This is a genomic window from uncultured Roseobacter sp. (genome assembly GCF_947499265.1).
Taxonomy (GTDB): Bacteria; Pseudomonadota; Alphaproteobacteria; order Rhodobacterales; family Rhodobacteraceae; genus Roseobacter.
In genome coordinates this window covers 13,117-39,484 of record NZ_CANMNK010000011.1, presented here as the reverse complement: position 1 = coordinate 39,484, position 26,368 = coordinate 13,117, and the positions used below count along the sequence as shown (strand labels likewise).

The 26,368-nt window shown below is 59.1% G+C and carries 24 protein-coding genes; 8 read left to right on the top strand and 16 right to left on the bottom strand.

Features of this window, described 5'->3' with window-relative positions:
• Nucleotides 1–94: 94 nt before the first annotated feature.
• From Q1A63_RS23260 to Q1A63_RS23250, 3 genes are all read right to left on the bottom strand, one after another.
• On the bottom strand, nucleotides 95–886 hold the full coding sequence (locus Q1A63_RS23260; protein ID WP_298976858.1) for a ChbG/HpnK family deacetylase: 792 nt from the start codon (nucleotides 884–886) through the stop codon (nucleotides 95–97).
• A gap of 135 nt (nucleotides 887–1,021) precedes the next feature.
• Nucleotides 1,022–1,645, bottom strand: a complete 624-nt coding sequence (locus Q1A63_RS23255; RefSeq protein ID WP_298976856.1) for a LysE family transporter — start codon at nucleotides 1,643–1,645, stop codon at nucleotides 1,022–1,024.
• Nucleotides 1,642–2,718: a LacI family DNA-binding transcriptional regulator gene (locus tag Q1A63_RS23250; RefSeq protein ID WP_298976855.1), complete on the bottom strand. Its 1,077-nt coding sequence runs from the start codon at nucleotides 2,716–2,718 to the stop codon at nucleotides 1,642–1,644. Before Q1A63_RS23250 ends, Q1A63_RS23255 begins: the two co-directional genes overlap by 4 nt.
• Before the next feature lie 98 nt (nucleotides 2,719–2,816).
• Here Q1A63_RS23250 and Q1A63_RS23245 point away from each other — a divergent pair, with 98 nt between their 5' ends.
• Genes Q1A63_RS23245 through Q1A63_RS23220 form a run of 6 tightly spaced genes read left to right on the top strand, consistent with a single transcriptional unit; the run spans nucleotide 2,817 to nucleotide 9,427 of the window.
• The gene (locus Q1A63_RS23245; RefSeq protein ID WP_298976854.1) at nucleotides 2,817–4,328 is read left to right on the top strand and encodes a tripartite tricarboxylate transporter permease; all 1,512 of its coding nucleotides are present in this window, start codon (nucleotides 2,817–2,819) and stop codon (nucleotides 4,326–4,328) included.
• Nucleotides 4,325–4,795: a tripartite tricarboxylate transporter TctB family protein gene (locus tag Q1A63_RS23240; RefSeq protein ID WP_298976852.1), complete on the top strand. Its 471-nt coding sequence runs from the start codon at nucleotides 4,325–4,327 to the stop codon at nucleotides 4,793–4,795. Before Q1A63_RS23245 ends, Q1A63_RS23240 begins: the two co-directional genes overlap by 4 nt.
• A gap of 40 nt (nucleotides 4,796–4,835) precedes the next feature.
• Entirely contained in the window at nucleotides 4,836–5,804 is a 969-nt protein-coding gene (locus Q1A63_RS23235; RefSeq protein WP_298976850.1) for a tripartite tricarboxylate transporter substrate binding protein, read from the top strand.
• A 57-nt stretch (nucleotides 5,805–5,861) separates the two neighbouring features.
• Nucleotides 5,862–7,265: an aldehyde dehydrogenase family protein gene (locus Q1A63_RS23230; RefSeq protein ID WP_299632586.1), complete on the top strand. Its 1,404-nt coding sequence runs from the start codon at nucleotides 5,862–5,864 to the stop codon at nucleotides 7,263–7,265.
• Nucleotides 7,262–8,749, top strand: a complete 1,488-nt coding sequence (locus Q1A63_RS23225; RefSeq protein WP_298976848.1) for an AMP-binding protein — start codon at nucleotides 7,262–7,264, stop codon at nucleotides 8,747–8,749. The genes Q1A63_RS23230 and Q1A63_RS23225 overlap by 4 nt, the downstream gene beginning before the upstream one ends.
• Before the next feature lie 60 nt (nucleotides 8,750–8,809).
• Nucleotides 8,810–9,427, top strand: coding sequence for a glutathione S-transferase (locus tag Q1A63_RS23220; protein WP_298976847.1), 618 nt, complete (start codon nucleotides 8,810–8,812; stop codon nucleotides 9,425–9,427).
• Between the two features lie 9 nt (nucleotides 9,428–9,436).
• Here Q1A63_RS23220 and Q1A63_RS23215 read toward each other — a convergent pair whose 3' ends face one another.
• From Q1A63_RS23215 to Q1A63_RS23195, 5 genes are all read right to left on the bottom strand, one after another.
• Complete coding sequence (locus Q1A63_RS23215; protein WP_298976846.1) at nucleotides 9,437–10,162, bottom strand: alpha/beta fold hydrolase; 726 nt, start codon at nucleotides 10,160–10,162, stop codon at nucleotides 9,437–9,439.
• On the bottom strand, nucleotides 10,159–11,700 hold the full coding sequence (locus Q1A63_RS23210; RefSeq protein ID WP_298976844.1) for an ABC transporter permease subunit: 1,542 nt from the start codon (nucleotides 11,698–11,700) through the stop codon (nucleotides 10,159–10,161). Before Q1A63_RS23210 ends, Q1A63_RS23215 begins: the two co-directional genes overlap by 4 nt.
• The gene (locus Q1A63_RS23205; protein WP_298976843.1) at nucleotides 11,697–12,752 is read right to left on the bottom strand and encodes a betaine/proline/choline family ABC transporter ATP-binding protein; all 1,056 of its coding nucleotides are present in this window, start codon (nucleotides 12,750–12,752) and stop codon (nucleotides 11,697–11,699) included. The genes Q1A63_RS23210 and Q1A63_RS23205 overlap by 4 nt, the downstream gene beginning before the upstream one ends.
• Nucleotides 12,753–12,836: 84 nt before the next feature.
• On the bottom strand, nucleotides 12,837–13,802 hold the full coding sequence (locus Q1A63_RS23200) for a glycine betaine ABC transporter substrate-binding protein (protein ID WP_298976841.1): 966 nt from the start codon (nucleotides 13,800–13,802) through the stop codon (nucleotides 12,837–12,839).
• Between the two features lie 34 nt (nucleotides 13,803–13,836).
• A complete protein-coding gene (locus Q1A63_RS23195; RefSeq protein ID WP_298976863.1) occupies nucleotides 13,837–14,877 on the bottom strand; it encodes a D-cysteine desulfhydrase in 1,041 nt (346 codons plus the stop codon).
• A 168-nt stretch (nucleotides 14,878–15,045) separates the two neighbouring features.
• Between Q1A63_RS23195 and Q1A63_RS23190 the strand changes: the two genes are divergently transcribed.
• Nucleotides 15,046–15,939: a LysR substrate-binding domain-containing protein gene (locus Q1A63_RS23190; RefSeq protein WP_298976840.1), complete on the top strand. Its 894-nt coding sequence runs from the start codon at nucleotides 15,046–15,048 to the stop codon at nucleotides 15,937–15,939.
• 58 nt (nucleotides 15,940–15,997) lie between these two features.
• Here Q1A63_RS23190 and Q1A63_RS23185 read toward each other — a convergent pair whose 3' ends face one another.
• From Q1A63_RS23185 to Q1A63_RS23150, 8 genes are all read right to left on the bottom strand, one after another.
• Nucleotides 15,998–17,566, bottom strand: coding sequence for an acetolactate synthase large subunit (locus tag Q1A63_RS23185; protein ID WP_299632585.1), 1,569 nt, complete (start codon nucleotides 17,564–17,566; stop codon nucleotides 15,998–16,000).
• A gap of 87 nt (nucleotides 17,567–17,653) precedes the next feature.
• A complete protein-coding gene (gene urtE / locus Q1A63_RS23180; protein ID WP_299632583.1) occupies nucleotides 17,654–18,349 on the bottom strand; it encodes an urea ABC transporter ATP-binding subunit UrtE in 696 nt (231 codons plus the stop codon).
• The gene (gene urtD / locus Q1A63_RS23175; RefSeq protein ID WP_298976834.1) at nucleotides 18,342–19,091 is read right to left on the bottom strand and encodes an urea ABC transporter ATP-binding protein UrtD; all 750 of its coding nucleotides are present in this window, start codon (nucleotides 19,089–19,091) and stop codon (nucleotides 18,342–18,344) included. Before urtD ends, urtE begins: the two co-directional genes overlap by 8 nt.
• Nucleotides 19,088–20,254: an urea ABC transporter permease subunit UrtC gene (gene urtC / locus Q1A63_RS23170; RefSeq protein ID WP_298976833.1), complete on the bottom strand. Its 1,167-nt coding sequence runs from the start codon at nucleotides 20,252–20,254 to the stop codon at nucleotides 19,088–19,090. The genes urtD and urtC overlap by 4 nt, the downstream gene beginning before the upstream one ends.
• Before the next feature lie 3 nt (nucleotides 20,255–20,257).
• Entirely contained in the window at nucleotides 20,258–22,183 is a 1,926-nt protein-coding gene (urtB, locus tag Q1A63_RS23165) for an urea ABC transporter permease subunit UrtB (protein WP_298976831.1), read from the bottom strand.
• 71 nt (nucleotides 22,184–22,254) lie between these two features.
• Entirely contained in the window at nucleotides 22,255–23,496 is a 1,242-nt protein-coding gene (gene urtA, locus Q1A63_RS23160) for an urea ABC transporter substrate-binding protein (protein WP_298976829.1), read from the bottom strand.
• Between the two features lie 499 nt (nucleotides 23,497–23,995).
• Nucleotides 23,996–24,922 (bottom strand): DUF5666 domain-containing protein, encoded by a 927-nt coding sequence (locus Q1A63_RS23155; protein ID WP_298976827.1) that lies wholly within the window; start codon nucleotides 24,920–24,922, stop codon nucleotides 23,996–23,998.
• Nucleotides 24,909–25,751 (bottom strand): DUF6502 family protein, encoded by an 843-nt coding sequence (locus Q1A63_RS23150; RefSeq protein ID WP_298976825.1) that lies wholly within the window; start codon nucleotides 25,749–25,751, stop codon nucleotides 24,909–24,911. Before Q1A63_RS23150 ends, Q1A63_RS23155 begins: the two co-directional genes overlap by 14 nt.
• Before the next feature lie 125 nt (nucleotides 25,752–25,876).
• Here Q1A63_RS23150 and Q1A63_RS23145 point away from each other — a divergent pair, with 125 nt between their 5' ends.
• A complete protein-coding gene (locus Q1A63_RS23145) occupies nucleotides 25,877–26,365 on the top strand; it encodes a fasciclin domain-containing protein (RefSeq protein WP_298976823.1) in 489 nt (162 codons plus the stop codon).
• Nucleotides 26,366–26,368 lie beyond the last annotated feature (3 nt).

The following is a 26,368-nucleotide window of genomic DNA, read 5'->3' as shown; positions in this document are numbered from 1 at the left end:
GTTCGAGGTTTCGCCGCTTTGGCGCACCAATCAACCTCTAATCAGAATAGTCGGTTGAGCCTTACCGATTTGTGCCAATCGTCGGCTCCTTCTTCTATAGATCTTTATAATCAATCAGTTTGATGTCCATCTGATCAATTTGCCGCTTTAGCTCCGGGTCGGTCAGTGTCTCAAGGCATGTCACCCTGTCTTCATGAACGTCCTCGTAACCGCGATGCCCAGTGGCCGCGAGCTCGGCGGTGTCGACTGCGGGATGATCAATGAAGATGTATGTTCCTGGCGAAAGCGCTTTCAATTGCTTGATGAAGGCAGTGGTGCGGAGTTTGGTGTCACGAGGAAAATCGGGATACCCTTTGATCCGGGTGAGGCCGCGCCCGAGTGGATCATTGATAAGTCCGTAGTCTTTGCAGAGATCCGCCACCATTTCGCCGACCCTTGGGTCAAAATCAGAAAAATGGCTTAGCATATGTGAGCTGATGTGCGTTGCCTGCGGGAACAGTTTGAGACCCAATTCGATTTGCGCCCTGAATTCATCAACGATCTCGTCGAATAGCCATGCGCTTTCCAGCAAGCAGGGACGATCGTCATCAGGTCTTGGAAGAAGCAGGGGAAGGAAATTGCCGCTCTGATCTACAAGGCTGTTGGCTTGCGTGAGCGGTCTCCATTTCACCTTGTCCCACTCGCTGGTCAGCGTGAGGTGGATGCCAATGTCGATGTCCCGGTGCTGGTTGAACAGTTGGGCGGCATGCGCGACCCAGGCGCCGGGCATCATTACCTCGACACTACGGGCGATGCCTTCTTTGCAAGCCCGCAGGCACCCCTCGTTGGAGGCCCAACTGGATCCTGCATCATCCGCGCGGACAAGCAGCCTGATTGATGAGGACATTCTTCGGGCTCCGTCGTTTGCCAATACCTAACCATACCCTCAGCGCTCCGTCAGGTTGAGATTTTGCCATGAAATGTCGCAGGCCCCGGGGCAGAGCTTTGGGCTTTGCGCGTGCCCGTGGCGCTTCTGCGAAGCTCAGTGAACATCCATGTTCTTTGTTGCAAGCAATCCTGCAGCGCCGATCATCATGCCGCCGGAGATGCGATTGAGCAGTCTGGCATTCTGACGCAGCTTGCCGAGCGCCCGTTCAGCACCGGCACCCCAAACCACCAGTAGAACGCCGTCTATGATCAGGTAGGTGCTGCCCAAAATCAAAAGCTGCGGCCAAATCGGCAGCAATGGATCAATGAATTGCGGGAAGAGGGCGGCAAAGAACAAAACCGCCTTTGGATTGGATGCTGAGGTTGCAAACCCCTGAAAGAACAGGCGTCGGGCGGAGGTTCTGCTTGTGCCGTCCCGTTCGAGTGACAGTGGCGCGGCGCGCAGCGTTTTGATTCCGATGTAGACCAAATATGCGACGCCCAGCCATTTGATGACATTCATTGTCGTGGCAGAATTGGAAATGAGCACGGCGAGGCCGAAACCAGCCGCCATCATTTGCAGAGAGTTCGCCGTCAAATCGCCGGCAATGGTGGCAGTACTTCTCTTCCAGCCGTGTCGCAGGCTGTTTGAAATCATCAGAACCTGACTTGGCCCCGGCGGGGTCGCAAAAAAGATCGCCACCACGGCCAAGTAGGCCAAATATATGTCCAAGGTCATGTGTTCCGGGTCCTTTCCGAAGGGGTATTAACCTCTGTGTCGTCGCTGCGCACCAACCGCCCGCAGCTCTCGCGCAGCTTCAAGCTGATGGAGCAGTTCACCCGGCGTTTCTCCTCTCCGCCTTCAATGACGGAACTGGCGAGTTCTTGACCTGCCAAATGCCCGATTTCCTTTGCCGGTAGCCTTACGGTGGTTAGCGCTGGATGCATGTCTTCCGATCCCTTGAAGTCACCAATGCCAATGACCGAGACGTCCTCCGGCACCCGCAAACCAACGCTTTGTGCGGCATAAATCGCACCAACGGCGAGCACATCGTTACCACATAAAAGTGCGGTTGGTCTGTTCTGACTGTCAAGGATACGTGCCGCGCGTTTCTTGGCCTCGGAAAGGCTGTAGGTGCTCTCCACCACCCAGTTTTTTGGTGGATCGATGCCCGCTGATTGCAGCTTGGCATACACCCCGGCGTGGCGCCCCGCGGCCCGGTCGTTGTCGGTCAATGGCGGGAACATCAGCCCGATCGCGTGATGGCCGTGATCCAGCAGGCATTGCGCGGCCAACTCGCCTGCCTTGATGTTATCCGCGCCGACACAGGAAAACCGCGAGGTCGCATCATAGCTCCAGATTGAAATTGCCGGGGTCTGGCTGCTTTCCAGCAAATGGTAGGTTTCCTCCGAGTGATCCTGGCCGATAAGCGCGACGCCATCGACACGGTGCTCCAGAAATTTACGCACCGCCGCGTATTCCTTTTCCAGATCATAGCCATGCGGCGCCACAAGCATGGAAAAGCCGTGATCCTCCACAGACCGCGCAAAGGCCTCCACCAATTCTGAGAAGATCGCGTGGTCAATCGTCGGGACAATCAAGCCGATGGTCCCACTGCGAATGCCGTGCATGGTCTGTGCTGCGCGATTGCGGATATAGCCAAGTTTGCGCACCGCCCGGTCAATCTTTTTTCGAGTCGTCGGTTTGACTTTTTCCGGATGATTGAAGCTCCGGGAGACCGTGGTGATCGATACTTTTGCCGCCTTTGCAACGGCGAAAATATCGACTTTAAATTTATTATTATCAGACATTTACGGGGCATCCGGATGAAAAAAATGAAAACATTTGCAATACTATTTTCATTCTTTACCCTAAAACGTCAAATGAATTCAGGCCGGGGGAGAGGCGCGTGGAGTTCATCTTTTATTTTGGCGATGTGTTCACGCCGGTGAGCTTTGCCCTGCTGCTGGTGGGGACCATCGGCGGGCTGATCCTGGGGGCCACGCCGGGCCTGTCGCCAACAATGGCCGTAGCGCTGCTCATTCCCTTCACCTTCCAGCTTGAGGCGGCGCAAGGGCTGATCCTGCTGGGCGCTGCTTATACCTCGACCGTGGCGGGCGGGGCGGTTTCAGCGATCTTGCTCAAGATCCCCGGTGCGCCCGCCAATATTGCAACCACTCTCGACGGGCATACGATGGCGCAGAAAGGGCAGGGTGCAAAAGCCCTGCAGCTATCGTTTCTGTCTTCTGCCGTGGGGGGCATTTTCGGGGTGTTGTTACTGATTTTCCTGACACCCGTGCTCGCGCAATGGGCGCTGGCCTTTGGTCCGAGCCATCTGTTCTGGCTGGCCATCCTGGGAGTGACGGTGATCGGATCGCTGGATTCCAGATCGGTCGTCAAAGGGCTGCTGTCGGGGTGCATTGGTCTGTGGTTGGCGACCATCGGGTTTGACGATATCATGGGGGCGCAGCGGTTCATCTTTCATCCCTCTCTGGGCGGTGGCATCAACATCATCGCGGCCCTGATCGGATTGTTCGCGATCCCGCAGGTGATCACCATGTTCGCGCGGGGTCGTCGCAACGACGCGGCAGAGGTCATCAAGGTTGAAAAGCACCCTATCGGCGGCGCTATACGCGAGCTCTTTCGCAACAACCGCGCAATGGGGATCGGCACGGTCACGGGGTCTATTATCGGTCTCATTCCGGGCGTCGGCGGGCAGATCGCCGGGCTTGTCGCCTATGATCAATCCAAGAAGTTCAGCCCTCAACGCGATAAATTCGGCACCGGCCATCCCGAAGGTCTGGTGGCTGCGGAATCGGCGAATAACGCCATGGTCGGCCCGTCGCTTGTGCCGTTGCTGACGCTCTCCATCCCCGGCTCACCAACGGCGGCGGTTTTGCTGGGGGGTTTGCTGATCCACGGGATTTTTCCTGGCACGGATCTGTTCGACAACCACCCGGATGTGGCCTGGACCTTCATCAATTCCATGCTGATCGGCCAAATCCTGATGTGCATCTTCGGGCTCTATGTGGCGGGGTTGGCCGCTCGGATCGCCATGGTGCCGCAAAGCGTCATGGCGGCGGTAGTGCTCGGTCTTGCGGTTTTTGGCAGCTATTCGGTGCAATCCAGCATGGGCGATGTCTATGTCATGGCGAGCCTTGGGGTGATGATGTATTTCCTTGAACGGTTCGGATTTTCTGCGGCCCCTCTGGTTTTGGGCCTGATCCTGGGGCCTATCGCGGAATCCAACTTCATCCAGGGCAGCATGATCGCTAACGCCACCGACGGTATGGCCCCCTACTTCCTGGGTGGTGGTTTGAACATTTTCCTGATTGCGGTGGTCATCGCGTCGATCCTGTATTCCGGCTACTTGGAACTGCGCTCGCGCCGCTACACCTCCAAAGAGGAGATCATGGCATGAGCGATCTGACCCTGCCCCGCCTGCAGCACATCATCGGCTCCGGGACCGTCGCGGCGGTGGGGATCTGGGTGACCTACGTCAGCTACACGCAACAGCCCTCCGAGGCGTTCCTGTTTCCGCGGCTGATTGCGACGGTCTTTGTGGTGCTGGCGGCCTGGACCTTTTTCAAGGCCTGCATGGGCTGGACAAAGGTGGGCAACGGCATCTCGGTGGCGCAAATGACCAATCTTGCGCCAGGTCTGGTGGTGGCAATGGTCTACATCTTCTGGATGGCCAAGGGGCTTGGGTTCTATACCGCCACCACAATCGCCTTTTTCGTTCTGTTGAGCCTCTACGATCCTGCGCCGCATCGCGCGCTGCAATCATGGCTCAAACGCATCATCATCACGGCGTGCTTCATCGCCGTTATGTACGGTCTCTTCGCGCTTTTGCTGAAGGTTTTCACACCGCGAGAGATCATGTTCTGAACCGCAAATAGCGGCAGAGTAATCCTAGGGAGGAAGAAACATGAAAAAACTACTCGCAGGTGCCGCCATGGCACTGATGGGCCTGACCACAACAGCCAGCGCTGATGGTCATGCCAATTACCCCGAACGCCCGATCATGATGATGGTCAGCTATGGCGCGGGTGGGGCGACCGATTTTCAGGCGCGTATCGTGACGATGACCGCCGGCAACGAAGATGCGCTTGGCATGCCGATTGCTATTCTGAACAAACCGGGTGCCGGCGGGCGCGTCGGGTGGAACTGGCTGGCGTCCCAGGCCGAGGCAGACGGTTACACGCTGGGGGCCTACAACATCCCGCATTTCATCGCCCAGTCGATCAAGGGCGGTGTGGAATACAGCGCGGACTCCTTTGAACCCATTGCAAACTGGGGCGCCGATCCCGCCGTGCTGGTCGTCGGCAAAGACAGTGACTTCAACACGCTGCAGGATGTGGTCGATTTCGCCACGGCCAACCCCGGCAAACTGACCACCTCGGGGGCGGGGCTCTTTGTCGGGCACCATATTGCCGCGCTGCAGATGGAGAAAGCGGGCGGCATGAAGCTGGCGTATATCCCGACCAAAGGCGGCGGTGCTGCGGCCATGAAAGCGGTGATTGCGGGTGAGGTGATGGCCGGGATCAACAACCTGTCGGACGCCTTCCGGGCGCGCGAGGCGGGGAATGTCAAAATCCTTGCCGTGGCCGATCTGGAGCGTAACGAGTTCCTGCCGGACGTGCCGACCATGATGGAAAGCGGCCTTGATGTGGATAACTCTTCGGTCAACTTCCGGGGCGTCATGGTGCCCAAGGGTACACCGCAGGGCATCATCGACAAGCTGGCGGAAACCGTGCCAACCATGTTTGAAAACAGCCGGGTTGCCGGAAAGATGAAAGCGGGTGGATCGCCGATGCACATCATGACGCGGGACGAGGTTCTGGCGATGTGGGCCGCGCGGGAAGAAACCCTGAAAGAGTTGCTCGCCGGGCTCTGACCACAACGCCCCACGCTCGATTAGCGTGGGGCCTCAACATCACAAAGGACTTCCATAATGAACGTGTCAAACGATCTGTCAGAGGTTAATCTCATCCTCTCTCGCGCGCGTGTTGCGCAGGCGGAGTATGAGAAAAACGGATCGCAGGACCGCTATGACCGGGCGGCGCAAGCCGCCGCCTGGGCCATTATGGAGCCCTCGCGCAACAGGCATCTGGCCGAGCTGGCAGTGAAAACGACCGGGCTTGGGAATGTGCCAGACAAGATTACGAAAAATCATCGCAAGACCCTGGGTCTGATGCGCGACATTGCGGCGGTCAAAACCTTTGGGATCATCCGCGATGATGCGCAGACGGGGATCACCGAGATCGCCCGGCCCATGGGGGTGATCGGCGCTGTTGTCCCTTCGACCAATCCGGCGGCGACGCCAGCGAATAACATCATCAACGCTCTGAAATGCGGCAATGCGATTGTGTTGTCGCCCTCGCCCAAGGGGGTGCCATCCTGCGAAACCCTGCTGCAATTCATCCATGCCGAGTTTGACAAGATCGGCGAGACCCACGACCTGGTGCAGATGGTGCCCGGCACCGGCAGCAAGGAGAAGACCCAGCGCCTGTTGGAAATCAGTGATCTGATCGTCGTGACCGGATCGCAGAATAACGTCAGGCGCGCCTATACGTCGGGCACGCCAGCGCTGGCCGTGGGGGCGGGCAACGTCACCGTCATCGTGGATGAAACCTGCGATCTGGATGCTGCCGCGCAGAAGATTACAGCCTCCAAGACCTTCGACAACGCGACATCCTGTTCGTCCGAAAACGCCCTTGTGGTGGTCGATGCGGTCTATGATGCGTTCGTGGCGGCGCTGGCCCGCACCGGGGGCGCGCTGGTCACGGATGAGGCCGCGATTGTGGCCAAGCTCTGGCCTGACGGGCATCTTAATCGAGCGGTGATCGCGCAGGACGCGGACAAGATGATCGACGCTCTGGGACTGGAAGGCACGGTTCCTGCCGATACCGAATTTCTGGCCGTGGAGACCAGCGGCATCGGGCCGGATCACCCCCTCTCGGGCGAGAAACTCTCCCGGGTTGCCGCGCTTTACCGGGCACAGGATTTCGACGATGCGGCACAAATTGCGTCGCAAATCCTGGCGTATCAAGGGGCCGGGCATTCGGTTGGATTGCATTCGACCGATCCTGATCGCGCGATTGCTCTGGGTAATGCGATCCCGACCTGCCGGGTGATCGTCAACCAGGCGCATTGCTTTGCCACCGGCGGCGCTTTCAACAATGGCATGCCTTTTTCGCTCTCCATGGGCTGCGGTTCCTGGGGCGGGAATTCCATCGATGACAACGTGCATTGGAAACACTTTCTGCAAACCACCAAGATCATCCGCGAAATCCCACCGGTGGAGCCCAAGGTGGAGGATATCTTTGCGACATATTGGCAGGCTGCGGGAAAATGAAACTGCGCAGAGAAAGCCCGCCGTCAGGTACCGTGCGGGACTGGATCGATGCCCGCGCTGAAGCGGAGGGCATGGCCTACGTCTTTACGGATGGCACGCCGCCGCTGACATGGGGGGACCTGCGCGATGAAGCACGGCGGATTGCATTTTCCCTGACGGTGCGGGGGGCGGCAAAGGGCGATAGCGTTGCGATCCTCCAGCCGAATGGCCGCGAAGGTGTGCTGGCGTTTTTCGGCGCGGTTTATGGCGGCTTCCGCGCGACGCTGATCAACCTGGCAGCGGGCAGGGACGCAATTTCCTATGCCTTGACCCATTGCGAAGCGTCCCTTGCATTGGTGCACGACAACGTGGCGGATGTTTTTGCCGAAGCACGGTCTGACGGGTTGGCACGCCTTGAAATGCCGAACGAGGTCGCGGGGATTGAATTGCATGACGTCACCCCTGCAGATCATGCGTTGCTGATGTATACCTCCGGCACCACGGGCCGCCCCAAAGGTGTTGTGCATACCCAATCGAGCCTGCTGGCAGGTGGGTGGACCACGGCGATCGCCCATGACCTCACCCCCTCGGACCGCGCGCTTTGTGTGCTGCCGATGTGTCATATCAACGGCCTGTGCGTAACGATGATGGCGCCGCTGGTCTCTGGTGGGTCGGTTGCAATGGCGCCGAAGTTTTCGGCCAGTCAGTTCTGGACCCAGCTGCGCGACACGCAGGCCACCTGGTTTTCCGTTGTCCCGACCATCATTTCGCATTTGCTGCATGGGCAGGCGGACCCGGATGTGCAAACCAAGGCGCGGTTGCGGTTTGGTCGGTCAGCCTCGTCGGCGCTGGCGCCGGATGTCCAGCGCGCGTTTGAGACGCGATTTGCGGTCCCCATTGTCGAGACCATGGGATTGACCGAAACGGCGGCGCAAATCCTGTCCAACCCCTTGCCGCCGGGGGTGCGAAAAATCGGATCGCCCGGCATCACCTATGGCAATGAGGTTGAAATCCTTGATGCCGACTTGCGCCCGTGTCCAATCGGCACCGAAGGCGAGATCGCCGTGCGGGGGCCGAACGTGATGCTGGAATATCTCAAGAACCCCGAGGCCACCGAAGGCACCTTTGCGGGCGATTGGCTGCGCACTGGCGATCTGGGCTGCAAGGATGAAGACGGCTACCTGTTTGTGACCGGACGGCTGAAGGAATTGATCATCAAGGGGGGTGAAAACATCGCCCCGCGCGAGATCGACGAGGCGCTGTATTCGCATCGTGATGTGATCGAGGCTGCTGCCTTTGCCCGGCCCTGCAAGACCTATGGGGAAAGGGTTGAAGCGGCCGTGCGTGTCAGGGAGGGGTCCGGGCTGACAGGTGAACGCCTGGTGGGGATTTGCGTCGAAAAACTTGGCGCGTTCAAGGCGCCTGACAAAATCCACTTTCTGCCTGAGTTGCCGAAGGGCCCGTCAGGCAAAATCCAGCGCCTGAAATTGCTGGATCTGACGTAGCAGCCGTTTGCGATTTGACGACAGCAGGTGCAGAGTGGCGTCAGATCGAGCGGGGTGCCCATGACGCCAATTCTATATTCCTTTCGTCGCTGTCCCTATGCCATGCGTGCACGGCTGGCTCTGGCCATCAGCGGCGTGGGTGTGGAGCTGCGCGAAATCCTTTTGCGTGACAAGCCGCAAGCCTTTCTTGATGCCTCGCCAAGTGCCACCGTGCCCTGTCTGGTCACCCCGGATGGGGTGATTGATGAAAGCCTCGACATCATGATCTGGGCGCTAAAGCAGAGTGATCCGGAGGGGTGGTTGGACATGCCGCAGGCCGGGGCAGATTGGATCAGCCGCGCAGACGGTCCGTTCAAAGAGGCGCTGGATCAGACAAAATACGCGACGCGCTATCCGGAGGTTGACCCCAAGGCGGCGCGTGCGCGGGCCTGCGAATTTCTCAATGATCTCAATGACCAGATTGAAGCCTCGATTTTCGAGCGCCCTGCGCTGGCCGATTACGCCATTCTGCCCTTCGTGCGCCAGTTTGCCTTTATCGACAAGGATTGGTTTGATGCGCAGGATTGGCCAAGGCTGCAGAATTGGTTGGCGCGCTTTCTGGCGTCTGAACGGTTTGCGGCCATCATGATGAAATATGACACATGGCAGGACGGCGATCCCGCGATCCGGTTTCCCTAGCTGCGACTGTCAGTGGTCAACCAGAAAATCCGAAACCAACGTGTTAAAGAGCATCGGTTTTTCCAGGTGCACCGCGTGTGCGCATCCGGGCACGACGGCAAGCTGCGCATCGGGTATGCCTTGCCACAGCTTTTCCGTTTGGCTCCAAGGGTATGTTCGGTCGCCGTCCCCCCACAATACAAGCGTCTCGGAGCGGATCGCGCCAAGTGCCTCAGCCCCGGACCAATTTTGCATCGCATCCAGCCCCGCATCAAATGCGGCGGCGGCCGTTTGCTCTGCGATCCGGGCGCAGGCCTCGTATTCGGGCGCCGTCTCGCTGTCCAAAAACCAGGTTGCGGAAATACGCCTGGCCGTGGGTTTGACCCCGTCCTGGGCCGCGCGCTCCTTGCTCTGCGTGATGGTTTCAAAGCGGCCTGGCAAAATGCCGATGGCACCGGTGCTGTAAAGGATCAACCGGTCAATGCGATCCGGCGCCTGATGGGCCATCTGCTGCACGATCATGCCGCCCATGGAATGGCCCATCAGGTGAAACCGTGTCACGCCAAGACTGTTGAGGTGCGCGATGACCCAGTCTGCAAACCCCGGAATGCTGTCGATGGCGCGCGCGCTGTTGTTTTCGCCAAACCCCGGCAAATTAACCGCAACCAGCGCACGGTTTTGCCCCAGAGCGGCCCGTTGAAGATCCCATTGCGCGCTCCCACCCATGAAACCATGGACGAGAACGAGCGGTGTCACTTGCGCTGACCCTGCACAATGCGATCCAGGATCATGGCGCAGAAGAGGATGGCGAACCCGGCAAGGATACCCTGGCCGACATTGGCATATTGCAGCGCTTCCAGCACATCCTCGCCAAGGCCTTTCGCCCCGATCAGAGAGGCCACAACCACCATTGCCAGCGAGAGCATGATCGTCTGGTTGATCCCGGCTCGGATCGAGGGGCTGGCCAGCGGCAGATCTACGCGCGTCAGCAGATACCACTTGTTGGCCCCAAAGGAGATCGCCGCCTCGCGCACGCTTTCAGGCACCCCGCGCAACCCCAGCACCGTCAGCCGGACCACGGGGGTGCCGCCGAAGATCATGGTGGTCACAACAGCGGCCGGTTTGCCGGTGCCGAAAAACGCGATGACGGGGATCATGAAGACAAAGGCCGGCATCGTTTGCATGAAATCCATAATCGGCTGGATGAAGGAATAAAACCGGGGTCTGCGCGCGCAGAACATCCCCAACGGAATGCCGATCAGGATCGACAAACATGCCGCGGTGCCCAGCAGGGCCAGGGTTGTCATCGCCTTTTCCCAGAAGCCCAGCAGACCCATGTAGGACAGGAACGCCGCTGACCAGATGGCCATACGGATGCCCGCCGTCAACCAGGTCAACAGGATGATGAGGCTTGCCACGACGATCCAGGGTGTGCTGACGAATATCAGCTCCAGCGCATCCAGAATGACGCGGATGCCATAGGTGATGAAGTCAAAGAGCGCCTCGCCATTCGCCACGCAGAAGGCAAAGAACGCCTCCACCCAGGCGATGCTGCTCAGGCGGTATTCGGGATTGGTCGGGAACTCGCTCAGCAGGGTAAAACGACCGGGCAGGCTGTAGTGCAGCATCGCGGCGAGCACGATCAATATCATGAAAATGGCGCTGAACACGATGTGTTGCACCGGCAGCCCCGAGCGAATGGAGCGATCCGAAAGCCACTCTGAGAACCGCGCTTCCAATGCCCAATTGGCAACCGTCGCCTGCGCCAGTTTCGCCACGATCAGAATGCCCAGACCGGTCAGTGCGATCGAGACGCCCTGTTCCGCCAAGGCATCGGCCTCGGCACGGATGCCGCCGATCGCCCCCTGCAGGGACTCAACCGTGCGTTGGTAGACATCCACCTTGTCGGATCCGCTTTCGATGGCGGCAGCCAGCTGTTGTTGCCGCAGCTCCAGCGTGCCTTCGATGGAAGCGATACGCGCTCGCGCGTCGGCAGCCAGATCGCCAAAAAGCCCGCGCGCGATCTGCACAAAGGCCAGCGCCTCGATGATCAGAAACGGCAGCGCCCAGGACCATAGCCCACGCGCGCCAAACCAGATCGGTCCAAAGAGCCCCGCCATGGCGTTGAAGGTGGCGGTGAATTTCGCACTGGCCCCGATCTTGTCGAACTGCGCGATATAGTAGTCCGGGTTCGTGCGCACGAAGGTTTCAATGTTTTCCTTGCGTTCGGCGGCATAGGCGCGGGCCACTTCCGTGTCCGTCGCTTCAAGCGGGTTTTGCGTTGCGTCTTTCATGACATTTCCGTCCCTTCGACAACAGTGCGCAGGATATCGGCGCGTGAAATGACACCGATGTCCTTGCCCTGATCCTCCACCAGGATCGGGCTGTCGTGGTCAATTGCGAGGTTGATGAGGGTGCTGAGTGTTTCGCTCTCATTCACGCGCGGGGCGTCCGCGGCAATGGGCCCCGAAGTTTTTATGTAGGCGTCGACATTCTGCATGACCGCGTGAGCACGCACGACCTTCAGCCGCGATATGCCCGCCACGAAATCGGCGACGTAATCATCCGCCGGATGCATCACGATTTCTTCTGCCGTGCCGGTCTGAACTAGGCGCCCATCGCGCATGATGGCGATGCGGTCTCCGATGCGGACGGCCTCATCCAGATCGTGGGTGATGAAGATCGTGGTCTTTTTCAGGATCTGCGACAGGCGGATGAACTCATCCTGCAATTGCCGTCGGATCAGTGGGTCGAGCGCGCTGAAGGGTTCATCCATCAGCAACACATCCGGGTTCGCCGCCAGCGCGCGCGCCAGCCCCACCCGTTGTTGCATCCCGCCTGACAACTCATGCGCGAATTTGGAGCCCCAGGCCCCCAGTTCCACAATGTCCAGAATGGCGGCGGCCTGCCGCATACGCTCATTCTTGCTGATCTGCCGGATTTCCAACGGCATCGCCACATTGTCGAGCACAGAGCGGTGCGGCATCAGCGCAAAGTTCTGAAAGACCATGCCGATCTTGCGGTTGCGGAAAGACTGTAATTCGTTCGGGCCAAGCCCCATCACATCCGTTCCCTCGATCAGGATCTGACCGGCGGTGGGTTCCAGCAGCCGGTTGAAATGGCGCACCAAGGTGGATTTGCCGCTGCCCGACAACCCCATGATGCAGAAGATTTCGCCGCGGTTGACCGAGAGGCTCACATCCGCCACGCCGACGACCGAGTTGTGCTGCGCGAGCACTTGGGCCTTGTTCAGGCCTTCCTCGCGGATCGCGCGCAACGCGGCTTGGGGGTGCGCGCCGAAGATTTTCCAGACATTGGAGATCTCAATAACGGTGTCATCGCTCATGGCGGTCCATCCATTGGCTGAGGTGTGTATGGGGACCGGGCGCCAGTGATCAGCGCCCGGTCAGATAAATCGCGTTAAGTGCGATCAGAGGCCAAGCCATGCATCGACGCGGTCGGGGTTTGCCTCAACCCACTCGCGCGCGACATCTGCCGGGTCACGTCCGTTGCCGCTGATTTCAAAAGCGAAATTGCTGACGTCGTCCGCAGTCAGCGAGAAACGCTCGAAGAATTCGGCAATGGCTGGCGAGCGATCCGCCAGTGAATTCGACCAGGCAATCTGGACTTCTTTCAGGGCATCCTTGGAAGCCACCTTGGATTTCTCATACCAATCGGCATCATCCGAAGGTTGGATCATCACATATTTGGCGGGGTCAAATGCGGGTTCGCTCAGCATTTCCACGTCGAACTGATACCAGATCGCGTGTGGCTTGTAGCAATAGAACGCATAGCCTTCGCCCTTGGCGATGGAATCCTTCACGCGCGCTGTCTTGACGCTTTCCTCCGCACGGATGGGTTCAACGAAATCAAGCAGCCCATAGTCGCGCACTTTCACTTCGTTCACATTGGCAGAGGCCCAGCCGGGCGCGCCGATCCACATTTCGCCTTTGCCGTTGCCATCGCTGTCCATCATCGCTGCGACGTCCGGACGGCCCAGATCGGCGATATCCGTAATGCTGTTGGCTTCGGCAAAGTCCTGAGACACGCAGAAACCCTGATTGCCCTCATAGGGATTGGACGACAGGGTAACGGTGCCCGCTTCATCCACATATTTCTTGGTGAAGCTTTCCTGATTGGGCAGCCAGACATCCGGGTGCACGTCGATGTCGCCCTTGCCCTGATCCATCGCCTGGAAAATTGTCGCGTTGTTGCCAGGCACCATTTCCGCAGTGCCGCCGATGCGCATTTCCACGACGGCGGCCAGCAGATGGGCGATGGCCTGAGCGCCTGTCCAGGATGGGACGCCGATCTTGACTTCTTCGGCAGCAAAAGCGGGCGCGCCCATGAGCGTGATAGCCGTTGTTGCCGATATGAGTGTCTTTTTCACTGACATTTAGGTCTCCTTGTTGGTGTTTTTTGTATTTTTGTTAGTCGGTGTAGCCGGGCAAGTCGAAGGTGTCGGGATAGCCGAACAGCGCCGCACTGCCGCCAGTATGCAAGAAAACGACGTTTTCCATATGTCCAAAATGGCCTTTGCGAATGAGATCAATAAGGCCATCCAGCCCTTTTCCCGAGTAAACTGGATCGAAAAGCAGCCCCTCGGTTTGGGCAAGCAGCTTGACTGCGCGTTTCATACCCTCCGTCGGTATGCCGTAACCGGGGCCGACGTAATCGCAATTGGCGCGTACTGCGGCGCGGTCGATTTGCAACCCGGTACCCAGGTAATCTGCTGTATGTTGGGCAAGATCATAGACCATTTGCTCCTGCTTGTCTTGCGGTGCCCGCACGCCAATACCCAAGAGGTGGATGTCGCTGCGGATTGCCGCAAGGCCGGTGACCAGGCCCGCCTGCGTGCCGGAGCTGCCTGTTGCATGGACCAGCCCGTCGATTTTCAGGCCGATGTTTGCGGCTTGCTCGGCAAGCTCGCGCGCACAATTGACATAGCCCAAGGCGCCGATGGGGTTGGAGCCCCCACCCGGAATGACATAAGGCGTATGCCCGTTTGACAGAAGCTCTTCTGCAAGACCCTGCATCTCGGCGTTCATGTCCGTGCCACCGGCGCGTTTGGACACGGTGGCGCCATGCAGACGGTCCATCAGGACATTGCCGTTCAGGATGTAGCTTGGGTCGTTGGATCCGGTGCGGTCCTCAAGAAGGATATGGCAGCTCATCCCCAGTTTCGCCGCAGCGGCCGCCGTTTGGCGGGCGTGATTTGACTGGGTCGCGCCCTGGGTGATGATGGTGTCCGCCCCTTGCGCCTGCGCATCGGCCATCAGGTATTCAAGCTTGCGGGTCTTGTTCCCGCCCGAGGACAGACCGGTGCAATCGTCACGCTTGACCCAGAGACGCGGGCCGCCAAGGGCTTCGCTCAAACGGTCCATCGGTTCCAGCGGTGTCGGCAAATGGCCAAGCCGGACCTTGGGAAACCGCGCCAGCGCAATGGAGAGGTCCTTGCACAGGCTGGCCATCAGTTCCGCACTCTGTTCGTCACGAACCTCTGTCATCAAATTATTTTCTGTCACGATACCGCCATCCTCCACATGATTCAGACAAAGCTTGCCAAATACTGAAGCTTAAAAATAATGCTTTCTGATTGGTCTGCTCATACATATTGTATGGGTGAGGGAGGTGATGCGATGGACCTGAACTGGTTGGACGACGTTCTGGTGCTGCTGGAAGAAGGCAACATGAGCCGCGCAGCATCGCGGCGGCACATCACACAGCCCGCATTTTCGAGGCGCATTCGCGGTTTTGAAGGGTGGCTGGGCACGGATGTCTTGCAGCGCGGCGCCAATTCGGTCGACATCAGCCCGGCCCTGCGCGCCAACGAGGTCGAGATCCGCGCCCTTGCCGCCAGAATCCGCGATCTGCGCAGCAAGATTGCGCATTTCGATCCCGCAGGCTCGACCGTATCGCTGGCGGCGCAGCACGCGCCTGTCTTCTCGACCTTTCCGGATATGGCGGTGCACGCGAAACGGCGGTTCCCGGCCTTGAGATTTCGGTTGAGACCGGGAAACCTGCGTGATTGTGTGACCATGTTTCTGCGCGGCGATGCCAATATGCTGCTCTGCTACGAATCCGAGAGTGCCGGGCCCTTGCCCTTCGGCGATAGCATTCGGCGGGTGATTTGGGGTAATGATTATCTGATCCCGGTTGTTGGCGGCGCGTTGCGATATGCCGTCAAGCACGACGGCACGCTGGCGGCCAATACCCCGGCTATCGTTTACCCCGAAAACAGCTATTTCGGCGAGGTTTTGAACAAATCGGAACGGGCTTTTGCCACGCAGGCGCTGTCGGAGAACCCATTTTGCGAAACTGCGTTTTCCAGTGGGATCAAGGAGTTGGTTCTGAATGGTATGGGGGTGGGATGGCTGCCGTTTTCGATGTTGTACAAGGAAGTCGAAAGCGGCGAAGTGATTTCGCTGGCCAACCATCTGGGAAAAGAGCAGCTGAAGATTGCGCTTTATGCGGATGTTCGGGACGAGATTGCCGTCTCGTTGCTGGATGTCTGGAATGCAGCACATCGCTGACCGGCGGCCGTTGCCTTCACCCAAAAAGCCAGATCTACACGCCTGACCGTTGCGGGAGTTAAGAGCAGACCACCTCGATCAGCGATGGCCCATCACTGTCAAGCCCCGCCTGCAGCGCTGCCGCAAAGGCCTCTGCCGTTTCCGGCCGTGTGGCGGGCACACCATGGCCCCGCGCCAGCGAGACCCAATCAAGCGTTGGGTTTTCCACATCAAACATGGCCTGTGCATTTTGCCCATAGGTTTCCACCCCTACGTTCGTGAGCTCATTGCGCAGGATCTGGTAGCCACGATTGGCAAAAACCACCACGGTCACGTCGAGTCCCTCGCGCGCCTTGGTCCAGAGCGATTGCAGCGTATACATCGCCGACCCGTCGCCGGTCAGCGCAATGACCTTCCGGTCCGGGCAGGCGATGGCGGCACCGGTGGCGCAGGGCAGGCAAAGACCAATCGCACCGCCTGTGCCGCTGAGCACGTCATGCGGGCGCGCTGTCGCCGTGGGGGGCATGACCTTGAAGCCGGAGGTCACGGATTCGTTGCACACAATTGCGTTTTCAGGAATCAGCGCCGCCAGAACCTGGCCGACCTTCTCCAGTGTGAGTTGCCCCGCAGGCAGGGCGGGCAGATCCAGTTCGTAGGTTTCTGGAGCGGTGCTGTCCGACACGCCCACCGCGTCGGCGAGGGCTTGCAACGTCCAGCCAATGTCCATTGTCGGGGTGCAGAGGTCCGCAAGGATACATTCTGCAGGCTCCGGCACGCTGGGCTTGCCGGGGTAGGCGAAGAAGGCGACGGGACGGTTGGTGCCGACCAGTGTGATTGAGGACGTTCCCACAAGCTGCGCCACTTTCGGGTCGACCGGGTAAACCAGTTGATCGATTTTCGCGGTGCCCGCCCCTTTGGAAATGCGCGGGATCAGGGTGTCGACCATCAACCGGCACCCGGTTTTCTCGGCAATCCGGCCCGCAAGCTGTCGCAATGTGCCAAAGAGCGCTGGGCCGCCAATCATAAGCGCCGCGGCATTGGTGCGCAAACGCTGCGCTGCTGCCTCAATGTCTGCCTCGGACGGGCGGTATAACGTCTGTGGCGGCAAGCTCTCTGCCGGGCCCTTCGCCGGATCCCACGCCGTATTTGCGGGCAGAACCAGGGTTGCGATCTGGCCATTCATTGCGCGGGCAGCCCGGAGCGCCTCAGCCCCATCCTGCGCCACGCTTCCCGCATCCGGGGAGACGCGCGTCCAGTGGCTGATGGCTTGGCTGATGCCAATAATGTCCCCTTTGAGCGGGCTTTCATATCGCAGATGATGGGTGGCGTGATCGCCCACGATGTTGAGCACGCCGGACCCCGCCTTGCGCGCGTTGTGAAGATTGGCAAAAGCGTTGCCAAACCCCGGCGCAAGGTGCAGCAGCGTGCCCGCCACATCGCGCTTCATCCGGAAATAACCGTCCGCCGCACCCGTCGTGCCGCCTTCGAAGAGGCACAAAACGCAGTTCATTTCTGGATGTGTGTCCAAAGCGGCAACAAAGTGCATCTCGGAGGTGCCGGGGTTTGCAAATACGGTGTCGATGCCGTTTTGCAGAAGTGTTTTGACGAGTGATTCCGCGCCGTTCATACCTGCCCCCGATATCTGCATGTCGGGGCACCCTAGGTGAGTTTCCGCAGGGGCGTAAGCGGTTTTGTCAGCCGGTGACCAGGGGGGTCAGCCTTTGCAGATGAGGGATTACAGGGCGAGGTCCTGAATGAGCGCCTCTTTGGAATAATCTGCCTTTGCGCTGCGCCGCTTCACCCGGCCACGTTCCAGAATGATGAAGTGATCCCCCAGCGCATAGGCGAAATCGGCGTTCTGTTCGACAAGAACAATCGCCATCTGCCGGTCGGCGCGCAGTTGGCGCAGGGCATCCCCGATCTGTTCGATGACATTGGGCTGGATGCCTTCGGTAGGCTCGTCCAGCAAAAGCACCCTGGGCCGCATGATCAGCGCGCGCGCGATGGCCAATTGCTGTTGTTGTCCGCCGGACAAATCCCCACCCCGGCGTGCCTGCATGTCGCGCAGCACCGGGAATAAATCGAACACGGTATCCGGCACTTCGTGCTCTGCCTTTGGCAGGCAGGCGAAACCGGTCTGCAGGTTTTCCAGAACGGACATCATCGGGAAAACTTCCCGCCCCTGCGGCACATAGGCAATGCCAGCCCGCGCAGCGATCACCGCCGGGATTTTCTCCCAGGTATCATCGCCAATGGAAATCGTACCGCTGGAGGCGGCGTGCCGACCGGCGATGGCTTTGAGCAGGCTGGTTTTGCCCACCCCGTTGTTGCCCATCAGCGCGGTGATTTCACCGCGCGGCGCTTCAAGGGAGATATCATACAGGATCTGGCTCTGCCTGTAGTGCAGTTCGAGGGCGTCTACCTTAAGCATGACCGCGCCCCAGATAGACATCGATCACGGTCTGGTTGGATGTAACATGATCAAGACTACCCTCGGCCAGAACCGCGCCCTCGTGCAGCACCGTGACCTTGCAATCGAGACGCCGCACAAACTCCATGTCATGTTCGACCACCACAACGGCGCGTGTTTCCGCCGCTCGCTTGAGAATATCGGTGGTTTTCTCGCGCTCTTCGACCGTCATGCCCGCGGCGGGTTCGTCCACCAGGAGCAGGCGCGGATCCTGGGCCAGCAACATGCCGATCTCCAGCCATTGTTTTTGCCCGTGGCTCAGCTCGCCAGCCACGCGGGTGAGACTGTTCAGCAGGCCGATTTCCTCGGCAATCTTTTCGATCCGTTCCGCGTTCTGCGCCGTTTTGCGATGCATCAGCACGGCAAAGGGGTCACGTGGGGTTTTCAGCGCCATTGCCAGGTTCTGTCGCACCGTCTGCGCCTCAAAAACCGTGGGTTTCTGAAATTTGCGTCCGATCCCTTCCATCGCGATCTTGCTTTCGGACAGCCCCAGCAGAGAGATGTTGCGCTCCCCCCAGATCACATGGCCCTCATCCGGCCGCGTCTTGCCGGTCACGATGTCCATGAAGGTGGTCTTGCCCGCGCCATTGGGGCCGATGATTGCGCGCAATTCCGCCTCGGCAAAATTGATCGACAGATTATTGATGGCGCGAAACCCGTCGAAGGTGACCGTGACCCCTGACACTTCCAGCAGCATGCTCATGACGGTTTCCTCACCAGATAGTCAAAGAGCCCGCCGATCCCTTTCGGGAAGAAGAGCGTCACCGCAACAAAGGAAAGACCCAGGAGCACCAGCCACCAGTCCGTCCATTGAATGGTGTAGAATCCAAGGTTGATGTCCGGCGCGCCGCCCCCGGTGAACCAGCTGGAGAGCAGGGAGACAAAGGCCGCGCCGATGACTGCACCATAGAGCCGCCCGCGCCCGCCTATGGCGACCCAGACCGCAAGGTAGATGGAGGTGATGGGAGCGATCTCACCCGGATTGATGATGCCTGCCTGCGGATAGTAAAGCGCGCCAGCAATGCCGGAAATGATGGCGGTGATGGTGAATATGAAGAGCTTGTAGCTTTCCACATGGTAGCCGAGGAAGCGCACGCGCGCCTCATTATCGCGGATGCCTTTCACAACGCTGCCCATCTTGCCGGAGATCACCCAGGCGAAAAAGACATAGCCCAAGCCCAGGGCGAGGGCGGAGACCAGAAAGAAGACGATGGAAATCGTCGCTTGCGGGGTCGCTTCAAATCCGGGGATGTTTTGCAGACCCGAGAGCCCGTTGTTGCCGCGCAGCCCGCTGTCGTTCTGGAAGAGATAGAGCGACAGCGCCAAGGTCATTGCCTGCGTGAGGATCGACAGGTAAACGCCGGTGACGCGCGAGCGGAATGCCAGCCAGCCAAAGACCAGCGCCAGCAGCCCGGGGATCAGAACCACCATGGCGAGCTGCAAGAAGAGGTTGTCGGCAAAGGCCCAGATCAGCGGGAAGTCGGAGCTGCCGACAACGCCGAAAATCTGATTGCCGATGGCGTCGGAGATTTCCTGCGGGGTGGGCGGGATCACCTGACCTGACAGGCTTTCCAGCACGATGCCTTCGGTACGGGCGTACATCAGCCACATGCCGACCGCGTAGCCACCAATGCCGAAGAAGGCAAAATGCCCCAACGACAGGATCCCGCAATAGCCCCAGACCACATCCATCGCGATGGCGATGAGGCACAGGCAGAGCGTTTTGCCCAGCGTTTTGACAAAGGAGGTGGAAATGAGCCCCACACCCGTGGCCTCCGAGAGCAGCGTGACGGCAAGCGTGAAGAGGCCGAGGGCAGCGAGAAACCACAGGACGGAAGGGTTTTGGGCGATGAAGGATTTGTTCATGGGTCAGTCCGCCGCCGCACGGCCCTTGGGGGCGACGATGCCCTTTGGCCGGAATTGGATGAAAAGGATGATAAAAAGGATCATGTAGGTCTGTGCCGCCAGCGTATTTGACGGGTTCAGCCATTCGATGCCCTTTTGCAGAAAGCCGATCATGGAGGCACCTGCGAGTGTGCCCCAGACGTTGCCGACCCCACCCACGACCACGGTCATGAAGCTTTGCACGATGTATTCGGATCCCATCTCGGAGGTGACCTTAGCGTAAAGCCCGATGGCGACGCCAGCGATCCCGGCGATGCCGGAGCCAAGGCCGAAGGTCAGCATGTTGATGCGGTCGGGGTTGATCCCCATCGAGGCCGCCATGCCGGGGTTTTGCGTCACCGCGCGTACTTCCAGACCCAGCCGCGTGCGTTTCAGCACGAAAAGGATCAGGGCCAGGAAGATCAGCGCCAGCACGAAGATGGCGATGCGGATGTAGCTGATCTGGATCACATCGGACATGACCCAGGCGCCATCAAGCCAGTCGGGCGACGTGAGCGGGCGCGCCTGCGTGCCAAAGATGTTCTTGGCCAATTGCTGCAACGCGATGGAGATGCCGAAGGTGGCGAGCAATGTTTCCAGCGGGCGGTGGTATAGATGGCGAATGACCAGCCGCTCCATCGTGACACCGGCGCCGAAGGTTACGGCGAAGGCCAGCGGCAGAGCGATCAGGATGGAGATCGTGTAGTCCGGCACGAAGAGCTGTACCACATAGCCCGTATAGGCGCCCATCATGATGAATTCGCCATGCGCCATGTTGATCACGCCCATCACGCCGAAGGTGATGGCCAGACCGATGGCGGCGAGGAAATAGATTGAGGCCAGCGACAGCCCGTCCAGCGCCAGGTCGGCGGTCTGGGCGATGGCAACACGTTGTTCCACCGACGCCAAAGCGGTCGCGGCCGCATCCGTGATCGCCGGATCCTCCTCATCATAGAGCTCGTAAAAGACATATGCGCCGACCGTGTATTCACGGGTGTCCTCTGTGACCAGGGGCGGCGCGAGACCCTCGCGGGCCAGCGCGGCATAGGCACGATAGCGCGCGGTTTCGCTGTTCAGCTGTGCCAGTGGCACGCCACCCACCGTGCCCCCGTCGATATTGGCCTCAAGCACCGCGCGGATCATCGCGGGTGTTGTTTCCGCCGGGGCAAGCCCTGCTTCGACCAGTTGCGGGTAAAACGCATCTGGCGCCTGCGATGGGTCGAGAATCCGTGCAAGATTGCCCTCTGGTTCAGATGCCGAAACGCCGGATTTCACGGTTAGGATCTGGTTCAGCACGCTGCGCGCCTCGACGCTGGTGTCTGTGGACAGGCTTTCGATGGCGGCAATGCGATCCTGCGGGGTTTCTCCGAAACGGGCGGTCAGAAAATTCGCAAGCTGGGTCTTGCGCGCTTTCAATGCGGGATCGGGTTCGTCCTCGATGGAGGCAACCAAAGGCGCGAGCTGGGCTGCATCCGGACGCCGTGCAATCGAGATAACCGCGGCCTCGCGGCGTGTCAGATCCGGGTCTGAGAGTTGGAATTGCACCAATGCAGTGCCAATCACACGGCGCACCCCGCCGTTGGGTTTCAACTGCTTGAACGTGGATTTGGGGGCCGATGTCTCCCCCCCGGTGTCTATGTCCTGCAGCTTCAGATCATCGCCGTCTGCGGTGGCAATGAAAAAGACACCGTCCTCGCGTTGCCAGACGTTTTTTGCGGACCATTTCTCAAGAAACACAGGCACTTGCGGCAGTCCGGAGGCCACAAGATCCTCAAGCACGACGCTGACGCTTCTACGCGAGGGTTTGGCGACCTCATCTGCATGCACCTGCAGGATCTGCTGTAGTTCCTGCGCATGGCCGGAGAAAGCGCTGCCACAACACAAGGCAATGGCGATGAGGATGCGGCGCATAGGTCAGTCTTCCGGCAGGGTATTTCGTGGGGTCAGGGGGCCGCCTTTCACAGGCAGCCCCGCAGGACTTCTTAGTAGTTGGAGGTCAACTGGACGCAGGTCTTGGTCTCGATATTATACATACCGCAGCCAAGGTCTTTCCAATCAGACGTCAGCACTTTCGAGGCCGGCAGGAAGTCGGTCCAGGCATCACCGGGGACTTCCTTGGTTTGCGAGATGATGTCGAACTGACCATCTGCGGTGATCTCACCGATCAAGACAGGTTTGGCGAGGTGATGGTTCGGCAGCATCACCGCCGTGCCCCCGGTCAGGTTGGGGAATTCCTGGCCATACATGGCCGTCCGTACCGCATCGACCTCGGTTGTGCCTGCGCTCGTGACCGCGTTCACCCACATGTTGAAGCCGATGTAGTGGGCTTCCATCGGGTCATTGGTCACACGCTCTTCTCCAGCGAAATCCTTCCAGGCGGAGATAAACTCGGCATTTGCATCCGTTTCCGCGGACTGGAAGTAATTCCAGGCGGCAAGGTGGCCCACAAGGTTTGAGGTGTCGAGGCCTGAAAGCTCTTCCTCACCCACGGAGAAGGCAACCACCGGGATGTCATCCGCCGATACGCCTGCGGCGGCCAATTCCTTGTAGAACCCGATGTTGGCGTCGCCGTTGATGGTGGAGATCACACCAACCTGTTTGCCGTCCTCACCCAGAGCCACCACGTCGGCCACGATTGTCGCCCAGTCAGAGTGGCCAAAGGGCGTGTAGTTGACGAAGATGTCGTCGGTGGCAATGCCGTTATCCTGCAGATATTGCTCCAGAATATTGTTGGTCGTGCGTGGATAAACGTAATCCGTGCCCAGAAGAGCAAACTTTTCAACCCCAAGCTCTTCGAGGAAGTAATCCACCGCGGGGATCGCCTGCTGGTTGGGGGCCGCGCCTGTGTAGAAAACATTCTTGGAGCTTTCTTCACCCTCATATTGCACGGGATAGAAAAGCAGACCGTTCAGTTCTTCGATCACCGGCAACACGGATTTACGGCTGACGCTTGTCCAATTGCCAAAAATCACGTCGACCTCGTGCACGGTCAGAAGCTCACGGGCTTTTTCCGCAAAAAGCGGCCAGTCGGAGGCGGGATCAACCACAACGGCTTCGATTTCGCAGCCCAGAACGCCGCCGGCTGCGTTTTGCTTCTCGATGAGCATCAGCATGGTGTCTTTGAGCGTGGTTTCGGAAATTGCCATCGTCCCCGAAAGGGAGTGCAGCACGCCCACCTTGATCGGGTCTGCGCATTCGGCAAACGCCATGGTGGTGGTGCCCATCAAAGTGGCAGCAATGAGAGCAGTTTGTTTCAGCTTTTGAGCCATAGATTTATCGTCCCTGTTGTCGCTGCGGGAAGGTCGAAAGCCGCTGGCAGCGCTTCCTTCAACGGCCCAACAGGTGTAGTCAGGACCCGCAACAGTGATGTTGTAGTCGCGTGGAGGGAGGTATCTGCCAGGATAGCCCACCACGCGGCGTCTCTGCCCCGGAGGGCACGAGATACTTCGGCGTATGTGTTGTCGATATGCCAGCCGCCTGCGGATTTTGGCGCCATAATCAGATTGGGTTGATTGTCGGGTGATTGAAAAAGCGGCAGTCGCTCAAAAATTAGCCGATTTGAGTCTGGCGCATTATGTTAAAGCTTCGGACGAGCGCTGCATCCCAGGTAGTCACGGCCCGGTTTTGAAGTGGCGCAGATCCAGGCTGGCCACTCTGTAAAACGCATCGCAGCTCCAAAAAGGGCTGGGTGTCTTGCTGACATCGATGGCAAGTGGATCAGCCTCAGCTCTTGCTGAAGGTTGCCAGCAGGGATCGGCGTGCCTGAAACCTTTCCGGCAAGACAACGGCGCGATTGGCTGCAAATCTGCCAGTGTAAGGCCCGTTAAAGAGCACGCGGGTGTCTTCATACCGGTCCAGTTGCAGGTTTCGTGCAAAACTGTGGCCCAACCCGGCCACGCGGTAGCCTGGTGCGGCCGCAACAGGGTCCAGATACCCTTCGATGGAAAGCTGTGCCAAAGCACCGGCCGCGCCGACGAAACGGTTCGCCGTCAGGCTTTCTGCAACAAACCGCGCCTGCGTCGGCTCAAACCTACCGATGGCTGCGGCGAACGACCCATCGACAAGGCCGCTCATGCCGGGCCCCCGCATATTGACCGGCCCGATGCGGACCCGGCCAAAAGAGACCTGCACATCGCCTGAAATCAGATCGCGCGGGGACCGGGTGCGCGACACTCTGCTGGCGATCACCATGCGACCGTGCCACAGGCCGGAGACCGCAACCCGGTCACCGACACCGATATCCGCGGCTGGGCTTTCCAGGCGACAGGTGACGCCGTTGACGACCAATTCCAATCCGTCCAGTGATTGCGCGCTGACCCGCCCGACAAGGGGGTGGGTGACGTGCACCCTCTTGGCGAGGAGCGCTTCCGGAGGACCCGCAGCCTCGATGGTCATGCTATCGCCGATCTTCAGCTCGCTTTCGCTGATCTGGCCAAACCCATCCGAAAAACGGGTGGATCCGTCAGTTTGCAGCAGATTGCCGCTGACAATCAGGCTGCCAAAGTCTGTTAGAATGCCAACAATGCCGGTGCCGCCAATCCCACCTTCCACGTCGCGTTCCGTCGATTGCGGCCATACAACATGCGGGAACAGGACCGTGGAAAGACCAGCCACCAAAGCAGTGCGGCGCGACAGTTTACTGGTCGTCATCGGATTGTATCCCTTTTTCAACGGTGTCTTCGTCTTCCTGGTAAAAGAAAACGCCAAATCTGAAACGATGGGTGGCGGTGCCTGATTTGACGTCCTCGGACTGACGCGCGGCGGCAAGCGTGTTGATCTGTTTTAGAGCGTCCAGCCCAAGATCGCGGGCCGCTTTTTCAATTTCAGCAACAGAGTGCGCGGAGAGACTATTGTAGAAAACAGCGCGTTCCATGTGGGGCGACGTGTCGGACAGAAGGTTGTCCACACCCGCCTGCATATGATCGCCCAGATTGTGCCCGAAGAAATGCAGCTTCTGGTCGGTGCCCGATGTGCCCACCAGCCCCTCCAGCTCCAACCGGACCTGATCTTCCCGGATCGAAACGATCTCCTGTCTGAGCAATTCGTCGAGTACGGTGCGCGGGCGTATGTCACGGCTCACCGATTGCACCAGCGCCTCAAAGCTGGGCGATTGATCTCCGAAGCGCGGCAAAACCACTGGTTCTCCGCCCGCCCGGTAAATGGGGTCGGACAACCAGCGCCCAATCACCGTGGACAAGGTGGAGATCTTGCGACGGGCGCTGACGTCTTCGGCGGGATCACGATTGCGGAACTCTTTCACATCGCGCCGATGCACCCCGGTCATCACCGTCACCCGACTGTCCGTGGCGTCATCCTTCAACTCATCGACGGCCACATCCACGTAGGTTTGTTTGACGAGTGTGTAAAGCGCCGGAGCGGTCACGCCTTTCGCAATCAGCGCACGCACCAAGGGCTTCAGAATACGCCGCAGCGCTTGGTCGAGAAATCCTGAATTTGGGGTCTGATCGGGCGTTTGCATGCCGTAACATGAGTGCCTGTGTGAAAAGATTCCACAAAAAAGTTGCCTTCCGGGAGTTTTGCGACAGATAGCCACATATTGATGTGTGAAATATGCACACGAAATACCAAAGGAGGACCTTTCTCATGAAAATTCGCAATCTGCTCAAAGCGTCGGTTGTTGCCGCAGCGCTCGCTGTATCGGGGTGTGCATCCATCGCACCCAGCGATCCGGATATTGTTGAAGTTGCGCAATCCGCGGGTTCATTTAACACGCTGGTAGCAGCTGTCAGTGCGGCTGATCTTGTGGATACGCTCAAGAGCGATGGTCCTTTCACCGTCTTCGCGCCCACGGATGAGGCTTTCGCAGCGCTTCCGGAAGGTACCGTCGAGACATTGCTGAAGCCTGAAAACAAGGACCAGCTGACGGCCATCCTGACCTACCACGTGATCCCCGGTAAGGTCATGGCGGCAGACCTCGCGGGCAAACGCCTGAGCGTGGCAACCGTGAACGGTGCAGAGGTCCATGTGGACGGCCGCAATGGCGTTAAGGTCGAGCAGGCAAACGTCATCAGTGCTGACGTCGAAGCCTCTAACGGCGTGATCCACGTCATCGACAGCGTTTTGCTGCCCTAAATT